This is a genomic window from Streptomyces sp. NPDC001508 (assembly GCF_040298665.1).
Classification (GTDB): Bacteria; Actinomycetota; Actinomycetes; order Streptomycetales; family Streptomycetaceae; genus Streptomyces.
Map to the genome: position 1 here is coordinate 31,578 of NZ_JBEPAP010000058.1, position 21,961 is coordinate 53,538.

General features: G+C 72.1%; 17 protein-coding genes, 1 pseudogene and 1 riboswitch. Of the genes and pseudogenes, 11 read left to right on the forward strand and 7 right to left on the reverse strand.

Annotated features, from left to right (window positions below; genetic code table 11):
• Positions 1-8 precede the first annotated feature (8 nt).
• On the reverse strand, positions 9-809 hold the full coding sequence (locus ABT245_RS35620; RefSeq protein ID WP_351742064.1) for a CPBP family intramembrane glutamic endopeptidase: 801 nt from the start codon (positions 807-809) through the stop codon (positions 9-11).
• A 186-nt stretch (positions 810-995) separates the two neighbouring features.
• Between ABT245_RS35620 and ABT245_RS35625 the strand changes: the two genes are divergently transcribed.
• Positions 996-2,795, forward strand: coding sequence for a substrate-binding and VWA domain-containing protein (locus ABT245_RS35625; protein ID WP_351742066.1), 1,800 nt, complete (start codon positions 996-998; stop codon positions 2,793-2,795).
• 63 nt (positions 2,796-2,858) lie between these two features.
• Here the strand turns inward: ABT245_RS35625 and ABT245_RS35630 are convergent, their stop codons facing one another.
• Complete coding sequence (locus ABT245_RS35630; RefSeq protein WP_351742068.1) at positions 2,859-4,376, reverse strand: glutamate-cysteine ligase family protein; 1,518 nt, start codon at positions 4,374-4,376, stop codon at positions 2,859-2,861.
• A 554-nt stretch (positions 4,377-4,930) separates the two neighbouring features.
• On the opposite strand from ABT245_RS35630, the gene ABT245_RS35635 reads away from it, so the two are divergent.
• Positions 4,931-5,515, forward strand: a complete 585-nt coding sequence (locus ABT245_RS35635) for a hypothetical protein (RefSeq protein WP_351742070.1) — start codon at positions 4,931-4,933, stop codon at positions 5,513-5,515.
• 321 nt (positions 5,516-5,836) lie between these two features.
• Complete coding sequence (locus ABT245_RS35640) at positions 5,837-6,043, forward strand: DUF5999 family protein (RefSeq protein WP_351742124.1); 207 nt, start codon at positions 5,837-5,839, stop codon at positions 6,041-6,043.
• A 120-nt stretch (positions 6,044-6,163) separates the two neighbouring features.
• On the opposite strand, the pseudogene ABT245_RS46305 reads toward ABT245_RS35640, so the two are convergent.
• A pseudogene (locus ABT245_RS46305) lies at positions 6,164-6,539 on the reverse strand (beta-xylosidase family glycoside hydrolase); the annotation flags it as partial.
• Positions 6,540-7,192: 653 nt separating this feature from the next.
• Here ABT245_RS46305 and ABT245_RS35650 point away from each other — a divergent pair.
• The 3 genes from ABT245_RS35650 to ABT245_RS35660 all read left to right on the forward strand — a co-directional run bounded on the left by ABT245_RS35650 (position 7,193) and on the right by ABT245_RS35660 (position 10,330).
• Entirely contained in the window at positions 7,193-9,148 is a 1,956-nt protein-coding gene (locus ABT245_RS35650) for an APC family permease (RefSeq protein ID WP_351742075.1), read from the forward strand.
• A gap of 194 nt (positions 9,149-9,342) precedes the next feature.
• Positions 9,343-9,861, forward strand: a complete 519-nt coding sequence (locus tag ABT245_RS35655; protein ID WP_351742077.1) for a hypothetical protein — start codon at positions 9,343-9,345, stop codon at positions 9,859-9,861.
• 73 nt (positions 9,862-9,934) lie between these two features.
• A complete protein-coding gene (locus tag ABT245_RS35660) occupies positions 9,935-10,330 on the forward strand; it encodes a TOBE domain-containing protein (RefSeq protein ID WP_351742080.1) in 396 nt (131 codons plus the stop codon).
• A gap of 152 nt (positions 10,331-10,482) precedes the next feature.
• On the opposite strand, the gene ABT245_RS35665 is transcribed toward ABT245_RS35660, so the two are convergent.
• Positions 10,483-10,944: a molybdopterin-dependent oxidoreductase gene (locus tag ABT245_RS35665; protein WP_351742082.1), complete on the reverse strand. Its 462-nt coding sequence runs from the start codon at positions 10,942-10,944 to the stop codon at positions 10,483-10,485.
• 208 nt (positions 10,945-11,152) lie between these two features.
• Between ABT245_RS35665 and modA the strand changes: the two genes are divergently transcribed.
• The 4 genes from modA (at position 11,153) to ABT245_RS35685 (ending at position 14,687) form a co-directional block, all read left to right on the forward strand.
• Positions 11,153-11,980 carry a molybdate ABC transporter substrate-binding protein gene (modA, locus tag ABT245_RS35670; protein WP_351742084.1) on the forward strand — a complete coding sequence of 276 codons (828 nt, stop codon included), beginning with the start codon at positions 11,153-11,155 and terminating at the stop codon, positions 11,978-11,980.
• On the forward strand, positions 11,977-12,837 hold the full coding sequence (modB, locus tag ABT245_RS35675) for a molybdate ABC transporter permease subunit (RefSeq protein ID WP_351742086.1): 861 nt from the start codon (positions 11,977-11,979) through the stop codon (positions 12,835-12,837). The genes modA and modB overlap by 4 nt, the downstream gene beginning before the upstream one ends.
• A 262-nt stretch (positions 12,838-13,099) precedes the next feature.
• Positions 13,100-14,191 (forward strand): ABC transporter ATP-binding protein, encoded by a 1,092-nt coding sequence (locus ABT245_RS35680; RefSeq protein ID WP_351742088.1) that lies wholly within the window; start codon positions 13,100-13,102, stop codon positions 14,189-14,191.
• A gap of 76 nt (positions 14,192-14,267) precedes the next feature.
• The gene (locus ABT245_RS35685; RefSeq protein ID WP_351742091.1) at positions 14,268-14,687 is read left to right on the forward strand and encodes a TOBE domain-containing protein; all 420 of its coding nucleotides are present in this window, start codon (positions 14,268-14,270) and stop codon (positions 14,685-14,687) included.
• A 99-nt stretch (positions 14,688-14,786) separates the two neighbouring features.
• Here the strand turns inward: ABT245_RS35685 and gcvP are convergent, their stop codons facing one another.
• Positions 14,787-17,672 (reverse strand): aminomethyl-transferring glycine dehydrogenase, encoded by a 2,886-nt coding sequence (gene gcvP, locus ABT245_RS35690; protein ID WP_351742094.1) that lies wholly within the window; start codon positions 17,670-17,672, stop codon positions 14,787-14,789.
• Between the two features lie 176 nt (positions 17,673-17,848).
• A riboswitch (glycine riboswitch) is annotated at positions 17,849-17,944 on the reverse strand.
• A gap of 112 nt (positions 17,945-18,056) precedes the next feature.
• On the opposite strand from gcvP, the gene ABT245_RS35695 reads away from it, so the two are divergent.
• Entirely contained in the window at positions 18,057-18,431 is a 375-nt protein-coding gene (locus ABT245_RS35695) for a PRC-barrel domain-containing protein (protein ID WP_351742096.1), read from the forward strand.
• Between the two features lie 952 nt (positions 18,432-19,383).
• Here the strand turns inward: ABT245_RS35695 and ABT245_RS35700 are convergent.
• Both ABT245_RS35700 and ABT245_RS35705 read right to left on the reverse strand, forming a co-directional pair.
• Positions 19,384-20,790 (reverse strand): DNA polymerase IV, encoded by a 1,407-nt coding sequence (locus ABT245_RS35700; protein WP_351742099.1) that lies wholly within the window; start codon positions 20,788-20,790, stop codon positions 19,384-19,386.
• A 294-nt stretch (positions 20,791-21,084) separates the two neighbouring features.
• Positions 21,085-21,771 (reverse strand): MerR family transcriptional regulator, encoded by a 687-nt coding sequence (locus ABT245_RS35705; RefSeq protein ID WP_351742102.1) that lies wholly within the window; start codon positions 21,769-21,771, stop codon positions 21,085-21,087.
• Positions 21,772-21,961 lie beyond the last annotated feature (190 nt).

Here is a 21,961-nt window from a genome sequence, read left to right on the forward strand (position 1 = left end):
GGACCGGTTCACGCCGTCGGCAGCCACCCCACCTTGCCGGCGAGCAGCGCGTAGCCCACGAACGCGCCGATGTCGAGCAGGGAATGCGCGACCACCAACGGACCGACCCGGCCCCAGCGCCGGTACAGATGGACGAAGACGACGCCCATGACCAGGTTGCCGAGGAAGCCGCCGATGCCCTGGTACAGGTGGTAGGAGCCGCGCAGCACGGAGCTGGCCGCCAGCGCGGCGCCCGGGCCCCAGCCCAACTGGCCGAGCCTGCGCAGCAGATAGCCGACGACGATCACCTCTTCGAGGATCGCGTTCTGCAGCGCGGACAGGATCAGCACGGGGTACTTCCACCACACGTCGGGCAGTGCCTCGGGCACCACCGTGAGGTTGAACCCGAGGCCGCGGGCGGCCAGATAGAAGGCGATCCCGGCGCTGCCGATCACGGCCGCGACACCGGCTCCGCGGCCCAGGTCGGGCCAGGGACGGGTGCGGTCGAAGCCGAGGGTGCGCAGGCTCTTCTGCTCGCGCATCAGGAGATGCGCCACCAGCGCGACGGGGACGAGCGCCGTCGCGATGCCGAACAGCTGCCAGGCGAGATCCAGCCAGGGCCGGCCCGGCGCGGCGGAGGCGTTGAGGGTCGTGGCCTGGTCCTTGAGACCCCCCGGTTCGGTGACCGAGCCGATGAAGCTGATCAGAGCGGACACCCCGCTCGCGCCGAGCGAAAGCCCCAGAACGAGCAGCGTCTCGTCCCGGAGAATCCGCCGCGAGGGCCGCTCCCGCGGCTCAGAACCGGTCACCGGGTCCGCCTCCACCTGCACACCTGCCTCCAGTTGACTGATCCCGCCCCATGCTCGCCCTCGCCCCGCTAGGGTCTCGAAAGAAGTTACGAAGGACGTGCGCGACAGGCCGCCCGGGGGACGGAAGCCGCACGGGGCGTACCTCCCCGTGGCCTGCCGTGCGGCCGGATTGCGCCGCACGGCTCACCAGGGAGGGGCACCACCGCCATGGGACGTCACAGCTTGCCCGATCGGTCCCGGGCGGGCGCGGCCGACCCCCGTCCGCGCGCCCGTCGCCGCAGTGTCGCCATCGCGACGGTGCTCGTCCTGACCGTCGCGGGCGGCACGGCGGCGGCCGTCCGCGGCGGGCTGCTCTCCTTCGGCTCCTCCTGCCAGGACGACCCGGTACGGCTGACCCTGGCCGTCGCCCCGGACCTGGCCCCGGCGCTGCGGGCGGCGGCCGAGCGGGCGCGCACGGAGGACGTCACCTCCGACGGCCGCTGCATCGCCCTCACGGTGAGCGCGCAGGACTCCGTCCATGTCGCGGACACGCTGCGCCGGGGCGGCAAGCCCGACGCGCAGGTGTGGGTGCCCGACTCGGAGGTGTGGGTCGAGCGGGTCGCGGCGGACGCGAGGGCGACGCAGGTCAACCAGCTGGGCCAAGTCGCCACCAGCCCGGTGGGGGTGGCGATGCTGCCGGCCGCCGCCCGTTCGCTGGGCTGGCCGAAGAAGACGTACACCTGGACCGAACTGGCGGGCGCCGCCCTGCGCGGCGACTCCCTGCGGCTCGGCGCGGCCGATCCGGCGCGCAGCGCGACCGGGCTGCTCGCGCTCACCCGGCTGAACGCCGCCGCCGGGACGAAGAGCGGGCAGACCCAGGCGGCGGCCATGATGAAGGCGCTCGCGCAGCGCGTCTCCGCCACCGACGAGCAGGTGCTGCGCACCCTGCCGCGTGGCTCCTCCGGCACCGAGCGGGACGACCCCGAGCGCAACACGGCACTGATCCTCAGCGAACAGGCCGCGTTCGCCCACAACACGACGGCCGACCCCGGCCGGCGGCTCGACCTCTTCTATCCCACGGACGGGTCCCCGTCGCTCGACCATCCCTACGCGCTGGTCGACGAGGCGGAACTGACCACGGACGAGAGCCGGGCCGCGGTCCGGTTCATGACGTATCTGCGGCAGCCCGCACAGCACCGGCTGCTGGAGAAGTACGGCTTCCGCACGGACGACGACGTCTCCCGAACGGTGGTCGACCGGGCCGGGGGCAGCACCCCGCAGCCGTACGCGGAGCCGTCGGCCGAACCGCCGACCGGCACGGACCTCCAGCAGGCGCTGGGCACATGGACGATCACGGTGCAGAGCGCCCGGATCACCACGGTCGTGGACGCCTCCGCGTCGATGGCGGAGCCCGTGCCCGGTACGGGTCGCACGCGCATGGACGTCACCCGGGCGGCGCTGCTCCAGGCCCTCGACACCTTCACGGCCGAGGACGAGATCGGGCTGTGGGACTTCGCCACCCGGCTGGACGGCGACACGGACTACCGCGTCCTGGTGCCGACCGAGCGGCTCGGCGACCGCAAGGGCGCGGGCGACGGCACCCAGCGGTCCCGGCTGACGGCGGCGTTCGGCGGCCTCGAACCGGTGCCGGGCGGCGCCACGGGCCTGTACGACACGACGCTGGCCGCGTACCGGGCGGCGACGGCGTCGTACGCGAAGGGCAGGTTCAACGCGCTGGTGGTGCTGACGGACGGGGTGAACGAGGACCCGGGCAGCATCTCCCGCTCCGCGCTCGTCGCCGAACTGGAGAAGCTCAGCGACCCGGAGCGGCCCGTCCCGTTGGTCGTCATCGCCGTGGGCCCGGAGGCGTCCCGGGACGAGGCCGCGCGGCTGGCCGAGGCCACGGGCGGCATCGCCGAGATGGTCGACGACCCCGCGCAGATCCACTCGGTGATCCTGAAGGCGATCGTGGCGGCGGGTGCGGCGGGCGCTGCGGGCGCTGCGGGCGCGGGCGACACCGCGGGCTGAACCCGCGACGGCGGCGCGGCCGGCGGGCCGCACCGCCGCATCGCCGCACCGGTGTCCGTGCGTTCAGCCGAGGGGCGCCGGCTGCGGCAGCCCCACCGGCCAGGCGTGGACGGGCTCGCCGAGGTGCATCAGCTGGGCATAGCGGCGGGTGGTGGCGGCCAGCGCCGCACCGCGGGACAGCCCCTGTTCCAGGGCCCGGTGGAAGGTCGCCGACTGCCAGGCCGCGCCGTTGACCCGGCGTCGGCAGCGTTCCTCGATGACGCCCAGATACAGGTCCCGGTCGGCGGGCTCGACGCCCCACGCGTCCAGCCCGGCCGCGGCCAGCGGCAGCAGCTCATCGCGTACGAGGGTGACCGCGTCGACCTCGCCGAGGCCGCCGTAGCGGCCACGGCGCGGCCACACGAAGCGGGCGTCGATGCCGTACCGGCAGGCGGCGTCGAAGTTGGCCTCGGCCGCGACGAAGGGCAACCGGGCCCGCACGGGCCGCGGCTCCTCGGCGAGGGCGCGCACCAGACCGTAGTAGAAGGCGGCGTTGGCGATGACGTCGGTGATGGTCGGTCCCGCGGGCAGCACACGGTTCTCCACCCGCAGATGCGGTACGCCGTCCGCGATGCCGTAGACCGGGCGGTTCCAGCGGTACACCGTGCCGTTGTGCAGGACGAGTTCGGCGAGCCGGGGCACGCCACCGGCGTCGAGCACCTCCAGCGGGTCCTCGTCGTCGCACATCGGCAGCAGCGCCGGGAAGAACCGCAGGTTCTCCTCGAACAGGTCGTACGCCGAGGAGATCCAGCGCTCGCCGAACCAGGTGCGCGGGCGCACCCCCTGCGCCTGGAGTTCGGGCGGGCGGGTGTCCGTGGACTGCTGGAACAGCGGCGGCCGGGACTCGCGCCACAGCTCGTGGCCGAAGAGGAAGGGCGAGTTGGCGCCGACCGCGATCTGGGCCGCGCAGGCCGCCTGCGCCGCGTTCCACACGTCGGCGAAGCGTGCCGGGGTGACCTGGAGATGCAGTTGGACGGAGGTGCACGCCGCCTCGGGCGCGATCGACTTGGAGGTGCAGGTGAGGTGCTCCACGCCCGCGATGTCCAGCATGAACTCCTCGCCGCGCGCGGCCACGATCTGATCGTTGAGCAGCGTGTAGCGATCGGCCTCGGAGAGGTTGGAGGAGACCAGGTCGTCGCGGTCGAGGGTGGGCAGAATACCGATCATCACGATCCCGGCGTCCACCTCCTGGGCCTTCCGGTCGGCGTAGGCGAGTGCGGTGCGAAGTTCCTCCGCGAGCCGGTCGAATACCCGGCCGCCCAATCGATGTGGAGCTATGTTGACTTCCAGGTTGAACATGGCGAGTTCTGTTTGGAAATCGCGGCTCGCGATGCGCTCAAGTACTTGTCCATTCAGCATTCTGGGCATGCCGTCCGGGCCGGCGAGATTCAATTCGATCTCCACGCCCATGAGGTTCTTCGGGCGGTCGAACCGCTTCTCGTCCAGCAGACGCTCCAGTCCCGTGAGACACCGGACGAGCTTGTCTCGGTAGCGCCGGCGTTCGGACAGGTCGAACGACCCCGCCACGACCTTCTCCCCCATCGAAGCGTCCCTCCTCGGATGGGCGGGCCGAGCCTCCGGCCGCCGGTGGTACCGGTCAGGTTGGATGATGCCCCGCCGAGGCGATCGATAACGTCCCGCGCGACCCCCGCGACCGCTACGCTGTCGGAATGTGTCCTGTGGCACATTCACCGGGCATGAAGTCGTCCGCATCTTCGGGTGCCCCGTCGATCTCGTGAAAAACACTGACGGCATTCGGCCGACCGCTCGAAGAGCGTATTCCGAGGTCAGCGGGCCGGATCGGACCTTGAATCGGCATGAATACCGCAAATCGGCGGCCGAATAACGCCTTGCACTATTCACCGGCGACGGTTAGCTGAAACAGCAGCTGAACATTGGTCGTATAAACTCCGCTCCAAGGCAGACGGCTGGCACCCACGGTCCTGATTCCTGCCGTCAAGGTGACGTGCGGCAGGCCTCGCCCGCACCTCGCTCACCGACCCGGGTCCCGCCCTCACTGCCCGCATCGAGCTGACAGCGCCGTCCGCCCACGCCCTCGCGCCAGCGCGCCTGTCGAACGAGAGAGGCGACCCACCATGCCGCTGCAAGTCCCCCCTGCTCCCACGCCCGCACTGCGCTCCGTCCTCACGGCCCTCGGTTCCCCCACCGCGGTCCGCGAGGCCCCGACCCCCTCCCTGCGCAACGCGGAGGGACCCGTCACCGCCGAACTCCCGCTGCCCGTCCATGTGCTGGACCGGATCACGGCGGAGTCCGGGGCCGTCACAAGACTGACCGGCTGGCGGTTCATGATCCGCTGTGGCGGCCGCTCGGTGGCCGCGGCCGAGACCGTGCTGACCGCGGACGGCTGGGCTTTCTCCCGCTTCTTCGAGGGGCCCTACATCGCTTCCACCGAACGCGCCCTGCACCAGGCCGAGACACTCACCCAGCCGTACCAGCCGCGTCTGCTGTCCGTACCTGGCCTGTACATGCTCACGCTGTGGCTGCACGGGGACCGTGCGGCGGACGGCGCCGAGGACCATCCTGCCGCCACCGACCTGCTGGTCCCGCTGGCCCCCGCGCCACCCGGCATCGCCGCCCACACCCCGCACCGGGTGGCCGAGTTGCTGCCGGTCCTGACCCACCGGGTGACGCCCGTGCCGCTGCTCGGCTCGCCCGCCTGAACCACCCCGCACCCCTGCCGTACCCCGTCTCCGGCACCCGGAGGCGGGGTACGTCCGGCTGCGGGCACGGCGTCGCGGGGCAGGCGGCACTCCCACGACCCGGGCCCTCGCTCCTCTCGTCGCGAACGGCCAGAGGCGGTCCCCGAGTTGGGCTGAACCATACGTGTGCGCGATGCGTCATCACCCGGTGAGAAGCGGTGCCGCGAAATGCCTGCGGATCGACGCCCGGACGGCAACACTGGGTTCAGACCGGCTCATCACCACACCGGCTCATCACCACGGGGGACCAACATGACCACGACACAGCGAGAGATCCCAGCCATGTGCCAGCACCAGCCACCGTGTCCGACCGCCCAATCCGCCGACCGAGAGTCCGCCCGCCTCGTGGCGCACCACCCTGAGCAGGGCTGGAGCCTGCTGTGCAACGGCGTTCTGCTCTTCGAGGACACCGGTGAACTGCTGCCCGACGGCCAGATCATCGCCCCGCACCGCCCGCTGGGCGCCGACCAGGTGATGACCGCCGCCTGATGACGTACCACCCGGGCGCCACCACGCCCGGTGACATAAGGGGCCGGCTCGCACACACCCGGTGCGCACCGGCCCCGACGCGTGTCCGTGACCGCGGCACATGTCCGTGACCGCGGCGCGTCGGACGGTGGGCCGGCAGTCGAACCAGTCGACATGGGCCCGGCCCTCGGTGACATGCATCCCGATGACACGTCCGGTGAAACCGCCCGCCACCTCACTGGCCAGATACCGCCCGTCGAGTTCGGCCAGCGGTACGACGCCCTCGCCCCCCACGACAAAAACGCCCCGGTACCCGACCCACCCGCCCTGATCCCTGGCGCCTCCTGCCCGGCGGCCGTCGAGGTGGGCACCGGGACCGCCCCGACCGTTCCGCCGCCCACCTCGATGCCGTGATGATGGGTCTCGTCCCCGCGCACGGACAGTCCCGCCCGGCCGTCCCGGGATCCACCAGGGCCGCCGCACGGCAGTTTGGATGCTGCTGCCGCCGGCCGACGAACCATGCCCTGTCGGATCAGCCCCGCCGGACACCCTGCCGACGCCCGGCACCCGGAGCGCCCGCCCCGGGCGGTGACCGAGCGGGCCCCGCCCTTGCGGGTCTCCCCGTCCGCCTCGACGTCCACGGCATCCGTGCCTGCGCGTTCCTGACGGACTGCGGGGCCGCCCGTGCGCCCCCGTTCTCCGTCCCGCGTCGCCGCACGCCTCGTGGCGTCACCGGCTTTGGGCCGCCACCTGCGGACCGGTGGTTACCCGCCGTACGTGGGGCGCGGCGGTTGTACGCCGTACGCGGGACGGCGATTGCCCGCCGTACGCCTCAGCGCGCGGCCCTGACCCGGCTGCGAGCCGCCGTGCGCCCCGTCGCCCTGCATCCCGCGTCGCCGCACCGCTCGTGGCGCCGCCGGTCCTGGGCCGCCACATGCGCGGCGGCGGTTGTCCGCCGTGCGCGCGGCGGTGGTCGTCCGTCGTATGGCCCAGCGCGCGCCGTGGGCGGGCCGGCGGGTGGACGCCGGTGCGGCCGGGCTTTCTTAACGCAAGATTGACGCCCTTCGGCCCTACGGCCCACAGGCCGGCACGTCACTGACTGCTTACGCTGGATCCGCCGCCGCAGGATGGCCGAAAACAGGGCTGAGCCGTACGTCAGGAGCACCCCCGATGGCCACGATCGAGCACCCGCCCCCCGGCCGGCTGCGCGCCTGGATGCTGGAGGGCCTGGCCGACATGGGCAGGAAGGGCGGCCTGCCGGGACCCCACGCCGAGCCGGAGCCGGCCCACCAGGGGCAGCGCTGGTGGCGGGTGATGTGCCTGACCGGTGTGGACTACTTCTCGACCCTCGGCTACCAGCCGGGCATCGCCGCCCTGGCGGCCGGTCTGCTCTCCCCCCTCGCCACGATCGTGCTGGTGATCGTCACGCTGGCGGGCGCCCTGCCCGTCTACCGGCGCGTGGCCGAGGAGAGCCCGCACGGCCAGGGCTCGATCGCGATGCTGGAACGGCTGCTGACCTTCTGGAAGGGCAAGCTGTTCGTCCTGACCCTGCTGGGCTTCGCGGCCACCGACTTCCTGATCACCATCACCCTGTCCGCCGCCGACGCCTCCACCCACCTGATCGAGAACCCGCATCTGAACAGCGCGCTGCACGGCCGGCAGATGCTGATCACCCTGCTCCTCGTGGCCCTGCTCGGCGCGGTCTTCCTCAAGGGCTTCCTGGAGGCGATCGGCGTCGCCGTCGCGCTGGTCGGCGTCTACCTCGCGCTGAACCTCGTCGTCGTGATCACCGGCCTGTGGCACATCGTCACCGCGAGCCATGTCGTCGCGGACTGGACCAGCGCCCTGACCACCGAGCACGGCAATGTCTTCGTCATGATCGGGCTGGCCCTGATCGTCTTTCCGAAACTCGCGCTCGGCCTGTCCGGCTTCGAGACCGGCGTCGCCGTCATGCCGCACGTCCGGGGCGACCCGGCCGACACCGAGGAGTGTCCCACCGGCCGGATCAGGGACACCAGGAAGCTGCTGACCACCGCGGCCGTGATCATGAGCTGTTTCCTGATCGCCACCAGCTTCATCACCACGCTGCTCATCCCCGCGCACGAGTTCAGAGCCGGCGGCCGGGCCAACGGCCGCGCGCTGGCGTACCTCGCGCACGAGTACCTAGGCAACACCTTCGGCACGGTCTACGACATCGCGACCATCGCGATCCTGTGGTTCGCGGGCGCCTCCGCGATGGCGGGCCTGCTCAATCTGATGCCGCGCTATCTGCCCCGCTACGGCATGGCCCCGCACTGGGCGCGCGCCGTACGCCCGATGGTCATCGTCTTCACCCTCATCGCCTTCCTGGTGACCTGGATCTTCGATGCCAACGTCGACGCGCAGGGCGGCGCCTACGCCACCGGTGTGCTGGTCCTGATCAGTTCCGCGGCGATCGCGGTGACCATCGCCTCGCGCAAGGCCCGGCAGCGCCGATGGACGGTCGTGTACGGGGTCATCGCGACGGTGTTCCTGTACACGACGGTCGCCAACGTCATCGAGCGTCCCGACGGCGTGAAGATCGGCGCGTGCTTCATCGCCGGCATCATCCTGGTCTCGCTGCTGTCCCGGCTGGCCCGGGCCTTCGAGCTGCGCGTGACCAGTGTGACGCTGGATGGCATGGCGGAACGCTTCGTCAGGGACATGTCCAGCCGGAAGATCCGCTTCATCGCCAACGAGCCCGACCGGCGCGACAAGGCCGAGTACCGCGACAAGATCGAGCAGATCCGCCAGGACAACGACCTCCCCGAGCAGGAGGACTTCGTCTTCGTCGAGGTGACCGTCACCGACCCGTCCGAGTTCGAGGCGGGCCTGACGGTGCACGGCGAGGTCCTGCACAACCGCTACCGTGTCATGACCCTGGAATCCGCCTCCATCCCCAACGCCCTCGCCGCGCTCCTCCTGCACGTCCGGGACAGCACCGGGTGCACGCCGCACATCTACTTCGAGTGGACCGAGGGCAACCCGTTCGCCAACTTCCTGCGCTTCTTCCTGTTCGGCCACGGCGAGGTCGCCCCGGTCACCCGCGAGGTGCTGCGCGAGGCGGAGCCGAACCGCGGCCGGCGCCCGCGGGTCCACACAGGCTGACGGGAACCCCCACATCAGGAACCGCACATCAGGGACCCCCACGTCAGAAAGCCCCACATCAGGAACCCCCGCGTCAGGTAGCCCCCACATCAGGAACCCCCCACGTCAAGGGACCGTAAGGAAAGGGCGAGACGGCATCAGAGCCATGTCAGCAGGACGTGTGGCGGCCATCGGAGCGGCCTAGCCTCGGTGGTATGGAGCATGGCGCGGCACCCACCCCGGCCGGCGACCGCCACTGGCGCGGCAGCGCCCGGCTGGCGGTGGCCTACGCGCTCGTCTTCGGCACCCTGACGGCGCTGACCGACTGGGAGGCGGGCACGCTCACCCCGGGACGCGCGGCACTGTGGCTCGGGCTCGCCACCGCCATCGGGCTGCTCCTGATGCCGCCGCGCGTCGCCGCGGGCCGCGGCTGGCTCTCGGTACGCGGACCGCTGTGCCGGCGGGCGGTCCGCACGGACGCGCTGGTGGGCGTCCGCCAGTACGACGGCGTCTCCTCGCACCTGGTGTTCCGGGACATCGACGGCCGGCGCCTCGAACTCGACCCCCGGGTGCTCGCCGCCAACCCGTTCCTGTGGCACGAGGTCGACAGGGGACTGCGCCACTCACTGCAGAGCGGCACCCTGTGCCAGGGCGTGGAGGTGCTGCGCAGACTGGAACGGGCCATCGACGACGAAGGGGCCCGGGCGGTGCTCAAGGAATCCGGGATGTCCTGACCCCGGTCCGCCGGACCCGCCGCCACCCGCCCCAACTGCGCCGTTCCCGGCCCGTGGCCCTATCGTGACCGCCATGCAGTCCTACACGATCGGCCAGGCGGCACGGCTGCTCGGCGTGAGCCCGGACACCGCACGCCGCTGGGCCGACGCGGGCCGGATGACGACCCATCGCGACGAGGCCGGACGGCGGCTCATCGACGGCAGGGACCTGGCGGCGTTCTCGGTCGAACTGGCCAGGGCGGGCGGGGGCGACGAGGACACGTCGTACACCTCGGTGCGCAACGCCTTCCCGGGGATCGTGACCGCGATCAAGCTCGGCGACGTCGCGGCCCAGGTCGAGATCCAGGCGGGCCCGCACCGGCTGGTCTCGCTGTTGACCCGGGAGGCCGTGGAGGAACTGGGCCTGGAGGTCGGCATGGAGGCCACCGCGCGGGTGAAGTCGACGAACGTGCACATCGACCGCGTCTGAGGGCGGCCCCCGCCCGGTTCAGCCGGGCGCCGCCGAGCGGGAGTGCGCCCCGCACGAGCCGCGGGAACCACATCCCGCGCCGAGGCAGGCGCCGCGCTCGGCCGCGAAGCACTCGTCCGAACCCCGTTCTGCGCACGGCCTCCGCGGCGGGTCTACACCGCTGAGGTCTCCGTGGCGCACCGGTAGCGGCCGTCCAGCCGTATCCCGTTGATACCGCTGATGTGCCGTCCCCCACACCGGTCCTGAGGGAGCACCAGCTGGGGCCCGTGCCGGTCGAGCGGGGTGTCGTCGATGCTCACGGCGAGCAGCACGGGCGCATGGGCGAAGTCGGGGTCGATCTCGGCCCAGGACAGCAGCGCGCGATGCCCGTCCGTGCCGTCGACGGCGATGAGGAAGCGCAGTCGGTCCTTGCGCCGCACGGGATCGAAGCCGGGACCCGCGGCGGACAGGACGTCGTACAGCAGCGGTCCGGCGAACCGGTGGTGCTGCGTTCCGCTGGTGGCGCACTCGAAGCTGACCCGTACCCGGTGCTGTGGCCAGGCGAGCAGATCCGGCACCGTGAGCCGGGCCGGCCGGGCCAGGTCGCCGGTCAGGGCGAGTTCGGCGAATGTCATGGACGGCCACCTCCCGGATGACGCTACCCGCGGCACGGACCCAAGCAAACGCACATGCCTGGCTTGATCCGTCATTACCCCAGCTTATGCGAGGCCATTAGCGGCTCACACCTCGCAGATGCGGCAGTATCATCTCCTCGCGGCACGGCCCGGTGCGGCCGTGCCGGAGCGCGACCGTTTGTCCGAGGCTCGAAGGAGTAGAACCGTAATGACCCGTTCCGAGCGCCGGTCCCGGCGGATGCTGCAGATGGCCGGTGCGGGAGCCGCCGCCCTGATGGCGCTGAGCGCCTGCTCCTCAGCGGACGACTCGTCGTCCGCAAAGGACTCCGCGTCCGGCTCCTCCTCTGCCTCGCCGAAGCTGTCCGGCACGGTGACCGTGTTCGCCGCGGCCTCGCTGCAGGAGAGCTTCACCGAACTGGGCGCCGCATTCGAGAAACAGCACCCGGGCACCAAGGTCACCTTCAACTTCGGCGGCAGCGACACACTCGCGGCGAGCATCACGGGCGGCGCACCGGCCGATGTCTTCGCCGCCGCCAGCCCGAAGACGATGGCGATCGTGACGGACAAGGGCGACGCGGCCGGAACCCCGGTCACCTTCGTCCGCAACCAGTTGGAGATCGCCACCCTGCCCGGCAACCCCGACAAGGTCTCCTCCCTGAAGGACCTCACCAAGTCCGGTCTGAAGGTCGTCCTGTGCGACAAGACCGTGCCGTGCGGCGCCGCCGCCCAGAAGGCCCTGGAGGCCGGCAAGCTCAAGCTCACCCCGGTCTCCTACGAACAGGACGTCAAGAGCGCCCTGACGAAGGTGGAGCTGAAGGAGGCCGACGCGGCGATCGTCTACAAGACCGATGTGAAGGCCGCCGGTGGCAAGGTGGAGGGCGTGGACTTCCCCGAGTCGGCCGAGGCCGTCAACGACTATCCGATCACCCTGCTCAAGAACGCGCCCAACGCCGAGGCGGCCGGCGCGTTCATCGCGCTCGTACGCTCCACCGAGGGCCGGCGGGTGCTGGGCGAGGCCGGATTCCTCAAGCCGTGACCCGGCTCGACGCGTCCGGCGCCGCGCCCCGCACCGCGAAGGGCGGGCGGCGGTGCCGGGACGCCCGCGTGCCGGGCCGGCGCGGCGTGCCGCTGCCGCTCCTGCTGCCCGGTGTCGTCGCCCTGGCGTTCCTGCTGCTGCCCCTGCTCGCCCTGCTCGTCCGGGCCCCGTGGAGCAGCCTGCCGGACCTCGTGAGCAGCACCGAGGTGTGGCAGGCGCTCCAGCTGTCGCTGATCACGGCGACCGCGGCGACCGGGGTGAGCCTGGTCCTGGGCGTGCCGTTGGCCTGGCTGCTGGCCCGCACCGACTTCCCCGGCCGCGGTGTCGTACGCGCCCTGGTCACCCTGCCGCTCGTCCTTCCCCCGGTGGTCGGGGGTGTGGCCCTGCTCCTCGCCCTGGGCCGCAACGGAGTCGTCGGGCAGTGGCTGGACTCCTGGTTCGGCATCACGCTGCCGTTCACCACGACGGGCGTCGTGATCGCCGAGGCGTTCGTCGCGATGCCGTTCCTCGTCATCAGCGTGGAGGGCACGCTGCGCGCCGCCGACCCGCGCTTCGAGGAGGCGGCCACCACCCTCGGTGCCTCCCGGTTCACGGCGTTCCGCCGGGTCACGCTGCCGCTGATCGCCCCGGGCATCGCGGCGGGCGCGGTCCTGGCCTGGGCCCGCGCGCTCGGTGAGTTCGGCGCGACCATCACGTTCGCCGGCAACTTCCCCGGCCGTACCCAGACCATGCCCCTCGCGGTCTATCTGGCGCTCCAGAACGATCCCGAGGCGGCCATCGCGCTCAGCCTGGTCCTGCTCGCGGTCTCGATCGCGGTACTGGCAGGGCTGCGGGACCGCTGGCTGACCACGCCGTGACGCCCGCCTTCCCCCACCGTCCACGCCCCTGGCCCCGCCGTCCCCGCGCGCCGCGGCCGTACCGGCGCGCCGAAAGGTCGCGGGCGCGATCCCGGAGCGGTCCCGCGGCGTACGGCCGTACGATCGCCGGTGCGCGCAGCCGCATCCGTACCGTCCACGCCCCGGCCCACCCCGTCCCCGCCGCACCGCCCCACCGGAGGACCGCCGCGCCCACCGGCCCTTCGGTCCTGACCCGCCCGCCCGATCCCTGGATGTGCACCCCATGACGGACATCGACGACACCACCGCCGGCCGCGTCGCCGAAGGCACCCGCGGTGACGGGCTGGACGCCCGGCTCGTCGTCGACCGCGGTTCCTTCCGCCTCGACATCGCCCTGCGGGCCGCGCCCGGAGACGTCGTGGCCCTGCTCGGGCCCAACGGCGCCGGAAAGACCACGGCCCTGCGCGCCCTCGCCGGACTCGCCCCGCTCACCGGCGGCCATCTGCGCCTGGACGGCACCGCCCTCGACCACATGGCCCCGGAATCACGTCCCGTCGGCGTCGTCTTCCAGGACTATCTGCTCTTCCCGCATCTGTCCGCCCTCGACAACGTGGCCTTCGGCCCCCGCTGCCGGGGCGCGACCAAGGCCGAGGCCCGCAGCCTGGCCGCCGCCTGGCTGGACCGCATGGGCCTGGCCGAGCACGCGGGCGCCAAGCCGCGCCGTCTGTCCGGCGGCCAGGCCCAGCGGGTCGCCCTGGCCCGGGCCCTGGCCACCGGGCCCCGCCTGCTGCTCCTCGACGAGCCGCTGGCCGCCCTGGACGCCCGCACCCGGCTCCAGGTACGCGCCCAACTCCGCCGCCACCTCGCCGAGTTCGAGGCGGTCGCCGTCCTGGTGACCCATGACCCGCTGGACGCCATGGTGCTCGCCGACCGCCTCGTCGTGGTCGAGCACGGCCGCGTGGTCCAGGAAGGCTCCCCCACCGACATCGCCCGTCATCCGCGCACGGACTACATCGCGCAACTGGTCGGCCTCAATCTCTACCGGGGCCGCGCCGAGGGCCACACGGTACGGCTGGACGGCGGGCCCGCCGTCACCACGACCGAGGACCTGTCGGGCCCGGTCTTCGTGGCCTTCCCGCCTAGCGCCGTCACCCTCCACCGGGACCGCCCCACCGGTTCCAGCGCCCGCAACCTGTGGCGCTGCGAGGTGGCCGGCTTGGAGACCCACGGCGACCAGATCCGCGCCGACCTGACCGGCGAACTGCCGCTCGCCGCCGACCTCACCACGGTCGCCGCCGCGGAACTCGATCTGCGCCCGGGTGCCCCGGTGTGGGCGACGGTCAAGGCGACGCAGACCCACGCCTACCCGGCCTGAGGCAGCGGCTGCGGCTACGGTGGGGACCGCCAGGGGCCCATGCCCCCGAATCCCCCACATCCTGCGAGGCGTTCCCATGAGCCTGAGCATCCGCAACCAGCTCCTCGGCACCGTCACCGCCGTCACCCCGGGCGAGGCGATGGCCACGGTGAAGGTCCGTCTCACCGGCGGGCAGGACCTGACCGCCGCGATCACCCTGGAGGCCGCCGAGGACCTCGGTCTCGCCACGGGCTCCGCCGTGCGCGCCCTGGTGAAGTCGACGGAGGTCGCCCTGGCCACCGCTCCGGTCGAACGCGTCTCGATCCGCAACCAGCTGCCCGGCACGGTCACCGGCATCGCCGCCGGCGGCGCGATGGCCTCCGTGAAGATCGCGGTCGAGGGCGCCGAGCTGACCTCGGCCATCACCAGCGAGTCCGTCACCGACCTGGGTCTGTCGGCGGGCTCCGCCGTCTTCGCTCTGATCAAGTCGACCGAGGTGTCGCTGGCGACGGACTGAGCACGCCATGCTCCGAAGACGGCACCTCCGGCCTGCGACGGACACGCACGAGGGCGCCCACCGCAGGACCGGGCGGGCACCCTCACGCGTTCGTTCGGCTCAGTCCTCGTACGCGTCCAGCGGCGGGCAGGAGCAGACCAGGTTCCGGTCGCCGAAGGCCTGGTCGATACGGCGGACCGGCGGCCAGTACTTGTCGGCGGCCGAGACACCCGCCGGGAAGACCGCCTCCTCACGGCTGTAGGGGTGCGCCCACGGCCCGCCGAGCGCGGCCGCGGTGTGCGGGGCGCCCCGCAGCGGGTTGTCGTCGGCGGGCCACGCGCCCGAGCCGACCTTCTCGATCTCCGCACGGATCGCGATCATCGCCTCGCAGAACCGGTCAAGCTCGGTCAGGTCCTCCGACTCGGTCGGCTCGATCATCAGCGTGCCGGCCACCGGGAACGACATCGTCGGCGCGTGGAAGCCGTAGTCGATCAGCCGCTTGGCCACGTCGTCCACGCTCACGCCGGTCGCCTTGGTCAACGGGCGCAGATCGATGATGCACTCGTGCGCGACCAGCCCGCCGGGGCCGGTGTAGAGGACCGGGTAGTGGGGCTCCAGGCGCTTGGCGATGTAGTTGGCGGACAGCACGGCCACCTGTGTGGCCCGCCTCAGCCCTTCGCCGCCCATCAGCCGGACGTACGCCCACGAGATGGGCAGGATCCCCGCGGAGCCCCACGGGGCGGCCGAGATGGGGCCGACGCCCGTGTCCGGACCGGCGGCGGGCTGCAGCGGATGGTTCGGCAGATACGGCGCCAGGTGCGAGCGCACGCCCACCGGGCCCACGCCGGGGCCACCGCCGCCGTGCGGGATGCAGAACGTCTTGTGCAGGTTGAGGTGCGAGACATCACCGCCGAAGTGGCCCGGCTTGGCGAGCCCCACCAGGGCGTTGAGGTTGGCGCCGTCCACGTACACCTGGCCGCCCGCCTCGTGGACCTGGGCGCAGATGTCGGCGACGTGCTCCTCGAACACGCCGTGCGTGGACGGGTAGGTGATCATCAGCACGGCCAGCTCGTCGCGGTGCTGCTCGATCTTCGCCCGCAGGTCCGCGACGTCGATCTCACCGTCCTCGGCGGTCTTGACGACGACGACCCGCATCCCGGCCATCACGGCGCTCGCGGCGTTGGTGCCGTGCGCGGAGGACGGGATCAGGCACACGACGCGCCCCTCGTCACCGTTGGCACGGTGGTAGCCCCGCACGGCCAGCAGACCCGCCAACTCGCCCTGCGAGCCCGCGTTGGGCTGAAGGGAGACCCTGTCGTACCCGGTGACCTCGGCGAGCCGCTCCTCCAGCTCGCGGATCAGCGTGAGGTAGCCCTGCGCCTGCTCGGCGGGCGCGAACGGGTGCAGCTGACCGAACTCGGGCCAGGTCACCGGCTCCATCTCGGTGGTCGCGTTGAGCTTCATCGTGCAGGAGCCCAGCGGGATCATGCCGCGGTCCAGCGCGTAGTCACGGTCGGCCAGCCTGCGCAGGTAGCGCAGCATCGCGGTCTCGGAACGGTGCTGCTGGAAGACGGGATGAGTGAGGTACGCGTCGGTCCGCAGCAGCGCCTCGGGAAGCGCGTCCTCGGTTGCCGCGTCCAGCGCCTCGATGTCGCCCCGCACGCCGAAGGCTGCCCATACGGCGTCGAGCCGGTCCCGGTCGGTCGTCTCGTCGCAGGCGATCGAGACGTGGTCGGCGTCGACCAGGCGCAGATTGACGCCGTTGTCACGCGCGGCGGCGACGATCCGTTCGGCGCGGCCCCGCGCCCTGACCGTCACCGTGTCGAAGTAGGCGCCGTGGACGGCCTGGAACCCACCGCCGGCCAGACCCGCCGCGAGCAGCGCGGCGTACCGGTGAGTGCGCCGGGCGATGACCCGCAGCCCCTCGGGACCGTGGTGGACGGCGTACAGGCCGGCCATCACCGCGAGCAGCACCTGCGCGGTGCAGATGTTGCTGGTGGCCTTCTCGCGCCGGATGTGCTGCTCACGGGTCTGCAGGGCGAGCCGGTACGCCTTGTGCCCGTCGGCGTCGACGGATACGCCGACGAGACGGCCCGGCAGGCTGCGCGCGAACTTCTCGCGCACGGCCATGTAGCCCGCGTGCGGCCCGCCGAAGCCCATCGGCACACCGAAGCGCTGGGTCGTACCGACGGTGATGTCCGCGCCCAGCTCGCCCGGCGACTTCAGCAGCGTGAGGGCGAGCAGGTCGGCGGCGACGGTGACGAGCGCACCGAGTTCATGGGCCCGCTTGACGACCGGCGCGATGTCGCGGACGGCTCCCGAGGCACCGGGGTACTGGAGCAGTACGCCGTTGATCTCCCGCTCGGCGATCCCGGCCGGGATGCCCTCGCTGAGGTCGGCGACGACGACCTCCACGCCGGTGGGTTCGGCGCGGGTCCGGATCACGGCGATGGTCTGCGGCAGCGTGTCCGCGTCGACCAGGAAGAGGCCCTTCTTGTTCTTGCCCATACGCCGGGACAGGGCCATCGCCTCGGCCGCGGCCGTGCCCTCGTCGAGCAGTGAGGCACCGGAGGTGGGCAGTCCGGTGAGGTCGGCGACCATGGTCTGGAAGTTCAGCAGGGCTTCGAGCCGCCCCTGCGAGATCTCCGGCTGGTAGGGCGTGTAGGCCGTGTACCAGGCCGGGTTCTCCATGACGTTGCGCAGGATGACGGGCGGCGTGAAGGTGCCGTAGTAGCCGAGCCCGATCATCGACCCGAGGACCTGGTTGCGGTCGGCGAGGGAGCGCAGCTCGGCGAGCACCTCCGGCTCGGTGCGCGCGCCCGGCAGGTCGAGCCCGTCGGCGTTCTTGATCACATCCGGTACGGCGGCGGCGGTCAGCTCGTCGAGCGAGCCGTAGCCGACCTGCGCGAGCATCTTGGCCCGCGCCTCCTGGTCGGGCCCGATGTGCCGCTGCTCGAAGGGGGTGCCCTGTTCGAGCTCGGAGAGCGGAGTGCGATGGGCGGTCATTGCGGAGGCCTCCTGGTCTGACGCGACCTTCGAGGGGCGCCCCGGCGCGGGCACCCCGACGGCCTCCCCCTCTGTCATCTCGACCTGAGAGCTTCACCACGTCACCCGAGGGTGGGCGGCTTTCCCCGTCGGTGAGAGCGGGAGCCGTCGACACCCGCCCTGCTTTCCAGAGTGACCTCGTCCATGCGGTACGTGAGCCTGAGAGATTCCGGGGAGGATTTGCTCCTTCGGCGCCTCCGACGTTGTCCGGAGGACTCTCCCGCACGGGATCAGCAGCCGCTTGCCAGCCTACCAGCGAGGTCAACGCCAGGGCTTCGAGTGGCCGCCTCCTCAAATCTGCTCTTTTGTAGTGCTTACGAATGATTTGCGCCATGAGGAGGGCCCGTGCAGACCGACATCGATCCGCGCAACCTGATCGGCCGCAAGGCGTTCGACCGCAACGGCACCAAGATCGGCACCATTGACGAGGTCTACCTCGACGATGCCACGGGCGTGCCGGAGTGGGCGGCCATACGGACGGGCCTGTTCTCCAGGGACGCCTTCGTCCCCCTTGAGCCCAGTGAGCTGGTCGAGGGCACCCTGCGCGTCCCCTTCGACCGCGCCCTCATCAAGGACGCCCCCGACTTCGGCGTCGGCCGCCACCTCTCCCCCGAGCAGGAACTCCAGCTCTACCACCACTACGGCCTGGACGTGGCCGCACCACCGCCCCCGCACCCGGACCACGACTTCGGCAACCTCGCAGGCCACGACGAACCCTGACACCCCCGGTACGGCCCAACACCCCCAACCAATGCCCACCGGGCTCAGCCCACCCAACAACTCCCATACCACCGAGGCTCACTCCCCCCACACACCCCGCCCCGCCGAACCACCCAAGGCCCACCACACCGCAGACCACTCCCCGCCACTTCCCCCCGGCGGCCCCGCAAACACTGCCCGCACATCCGCACCCACCGCCGGCCAACCCGCCGAGAACCCCTCCCCACACCCCGTGGTCCCGGCCGACGAGCCCACACCTCCCCTCACACAGCCCCCACACCCCACCGGCATCCGCCCCATGCCGCGCCGCCCCGCCAACATCCACCCCCACACCTGCGCCACCCAACACCTCAACGGCCCGACGCCCACCCCGCCCTGCCTCCACCAACCTCCTCCGACACCCGAACCCTGCACCCACCACAGGGCACCTCATCCCCACACACCAGCCGACCGCCCTCGCGACGCCAGCCGCACACATGCCCCACACGGCCACCGCCGCAGCCAGCATCCGCCCCATGCCCGCGCCGCCCCGCCAGCATCGGCCCTCCACACCTGCGCCGCCCAACACCTCAACCACCCGACGCCCACCCCGCCCTGCCTCCACCAACCTCCTCCGACACCTGCACCCCGGCCCACCTCAGCCCCCACACGACCGCGAGCACCCCCGCGACGACACCCGCACGCCTGCCGCCCCGCCAGCATCCGCCCCCACCCCTGCGCCGCCCAACACCTCAACCACCCGACGCCCACCCCGCCCTGCCCCCGCCAGCCACCTCCCGACACCAGCACCCCGGCCCACCGCAGCACCCCCGGCCCGCCCCCACCGCGGCCCCTCAGCCCCCACACAACCTCCAGCCGAGCATCCCCGCGGCGCCAGCCGCACAACCCACCTGGCCCCAACGGCGCCAACGGCGAAACTCACCCCGCGCTCAGCCCGCCCGGGGCCCCCGCTTCAGCCGCTGCCTCGCACCACCGCCGGCCCACCACCACCCGGCCCCACCACAGGTCCGCCCCCACTCCCCTGCGCTCCCCCGGGCACCAGCGGCAGCGGATCCGCCGGCTCCAGGCCGGGATCGTCGACCCGGAACGTCCGCACCCGCCCCGGCTCGGACCCGGGTGTCTCGAAGCGCACCGTGACCCGCCCCAGGCCGCTGCCCTGCACCCAACCGTGCCCGTGGTCGGCGTGCCGCACGTCGTGCCCCGCGGGCCAGTGCCGCTCGGCGGGCGACGGCCGCTCCTCGACGGACTCGGCCACGCTCTCCTCCGGCACCGCCTCGGCCAGTTCCTCCGCCGCCTGCGCGAACAGGTCCTCCTGTGTGTAGTCGGCGAGGCCGGAGACGCCGACCCCGAGCAGCCGCACCCCGCCCGTCGTGTCCACGGAGTCCAGCAGCCGGGCCGCCGCCTCCCGCACCACCGCGGGATCGTCCGTGGGTCCCCGTAGCGTCTCCGACCGGGTCAGCGTGGAGAAATCGAACCGCCGCACCTTCAGCACGATGGTCCGCCCGGACAGTCCCGCCCCGCGCAGCCGCCGCACACACCGGTCGGCCAGCCGCTGCACCTCCAGACCGACCCGGACCCGATCGTGGATGTCCACGTCGTACGTGTCCTCGACGGACACCGACTTGGTCTCCCGCTCGGCCACCACGGGCCGCTCGTCGTGCGCCAGCGCCATCGCGTACAACGAGTGTCCGTGGGCCTTGCCCAGCAGCCGCACCAACTCGGCCTCGCCCGCCTCGGCGATCTCCTCGACCGTGGCGATCCCGGCCCGCCGCAGATGATCGCCGGTCGCCGGCCCCACCCCCGGCAGGGTCCGCACCGACATGGGGCCGAGCAGGGCGCGTTCCGTACCCGGTTCGATCAGTACCAGGCCGTCCGGCTTGGCCTGCTCGGAGGCGATCTTCGCGAGCATCTTGGAGGCGGCGAGCCCGACCGAGCCGGTGAGCCCGGTGACGGCCCGTATGTCCGCGCGCAGCTTCGCCCCGGCCAGCCGCGCCGACCCCTCGTCCCAGGCCGTCCCGCCGGCCTCCAGGTCCACGAACGCCTCGTCCAGGCTCAGCGGCTCCACCAGCGGAGACAGCTCTCCCAGCAGCTGCATCACCTGCAAGCTGATCGAGCGGTACAGCCCGAAGCGCGGCACGAGATAGGCCGCATTGGGGGCCAGCCGGCGCGCCTGCGCCATGGGCATCGCCGAGTGGACCCCGAAGACCCGAGCCTCGTACGAGGCGGTGGCGACCACCCCACGCGGCCCGAGCCCGCCCACGATGACGGCCTTCCCGCGCAGACTCGGCTTGGACGCCTGCTCCACCGAGGCGAAGAAGGCATCCATGTCGAGATGCAGGATCGTGGGCGTGTTCCTCACATCTCCGATGCTGCACCACGCCACTGACAATGCCCCGTCGCCGGACGGCGACACGGCCCAGGACCAAGCCCGGGGCCGGCCCGGACGACCCGGAGGCCACAGGCGCGCCGGTCCGGACGGGCAGGGGGCCACAGGCGCGCCGCTCAGACAGACAGGAGCCCCAAACGCGCCTCAGACCAGCAGTGATCCCTAACCGCACCCGTCAGCCATACCGACGGGCCCCCAAATCCGCCGCTCAGACCGGCAGAGACCCCAAGACGCGCCGCTCAGCCGACAGGGACCCAGACGCGTCGCTCAGACCGCCCGGTTGCGCCGTCGTGCCAGCTCGTCCGCGGGGTTGTGACCGACCAGCGTCTCCCCGGTGTCGATGCGCTCACCGTGCAACTGGGAGAGGGCGCTTTCCACGTCCCGCCAGACCACTCCCACGGCGATGCCGAAGATGCCCTGCCCGCCCTGGAGCAGCGCGTGGACCTCGTCGGGCGAGGTGCACTCGTATACCGTGGCGCCGTCGCTCATCAGCGTCATGCGCTCCAGGTCGCGGAAACCGCGTTCCCTCAGGTGCTGGACGGCGCTCCGGATGTTCTGCAGCGACACGCCGGTGTCAAGGAACCGCTTGACGATCTTGAGGATGACGACGTCCCGGAAGCTGTACAGCCGCTGCGTCCCCGACCCGTAGGCGGGCCGCACACTGGGCTCGACCAGGCCCGTGCGGGCCCAGTAGTCCAGTTGCCGATAGGTGATGCCGGCCGCCGCGCAGGCCGTAGGCCCCCGGTAACCGATCTGCTCGGACGTCATGGACACCGCCCCTCCGCCGCCGGGTACGGCCGTGGGCCGTTGCGAGGCGTGCTCGGCCGCGCCGCTGCCGGAATGGGGATACCCCCCGCTGGGGCGGAGCCGAGCGCTTGAGGAAGGGTACGGACCGCTCTCCCCGAAACCGCGTCCGGGGGCACCCCCAGCCGTACCGTCGCCGCTGCTTCTCACGCCGACCTCCGTCCTTGACCTGCCTCCACGACGGTAGGCAGTCACCAGGAGTGCGTCAACGATCGCCACACTCGCCACGCCGAGTGATAATCACCCTAAGAGTGGTTTCCCGTGCCCCACCGCGGGGAAAGGCTAGCCGAATGCGCTCGCGGGGAGCCGCAGGACGCTCTCAAAGGCCGCCGGCATTTGC

Excerpts from the sequence above, each read along its gene's own strand:
- ABT245_RS35635 (WP_351742070.1), top strand. The coding sequence starts at position 4,931 with ATGCCGCTGCAAGTCCCCCCTGCTCCCACGCCCGCACTGCGCTCCGTC.
- ABT245_RS35630 (WP_351742068.1), bottom strand. The coding sequence starts at position 4,376 with ATGGGGGAGAAGGTCGTGGCGGGGTCGTTCGACCTGTCCGAACGCCGG.
- ABT245_RS35680 (WP_351742088.1), top strand. The coding sequence starts at position 13,100 with ATGACGGACATCGACGACACCACCGCCGGCCGCGTCGCCGAAGGCACC.
- ABT245_RS35660 (WP_351742080.1), top strand. The coding sequence starts at position 9,935 with ATGCAGTCCTACACGATCGGCCAGGCGGCACGGCTGCTCGGCGTGAGC.
- ABT245_RS35665 (WP_351742082.1), bottom strand. The coding sequence starts at position 10,944 with ATGACATTCGCCGAACTCGCCCTGACCGGCGACCTGGCCCGGCCGGCC.
- ABT245_RS35655 (WP_351742077.1), top strand. The coding sequence starts at position 9,343 with ATGGAGCATGGCGCGGCACCCACCCCGGCCGGCGACCGCCACTGGCGC.
- ABT245_RS35685 (WP_351742091.1), top strand. The coding sequence starts at position 14,268 with ATGAGCCTGAGCATCCGCAACCAGCTCCTCGGCACCGTCACCGCCGTC.
- ABT245_RS35650 (WP_351742075.1), top strand. The coding sequence starts at position 7,193 with ATGGCCACGATCGAGCACCCGCCCCCCGGCCGGCTGCGCGCCTGGATG.
- gcvP (WP_351742094.1), bottom strand. The coding sequence starts at position 17,672 with ATGACCGCCCATCGCACTCCGCTCTCCGAGCTCGAACAGGGCACCCCC.
- modA (WP_351742084.1), top strand. The coding sequence starts at position 11,153 with ATGACCCGTTCCGAGCGCCGGTCCCGGCGGATGCTGCAGATGGCCGGT.
- ABT245_RS35625 (WP_351742066.1), top strand. The coding sequence starts at position 996 with ATGGGACGTCACAGCTTGCCCGATCGGTCCCGGGCGGGCGCGGCCGAC.
- ABT245_RS35640 (WP_351742124.1), top strand. The coding sequence starts at position 5,837 with ATGTGCCAGCACCAGCCACCGTGTCCGACCGCCCAATCCGCCGACCGA.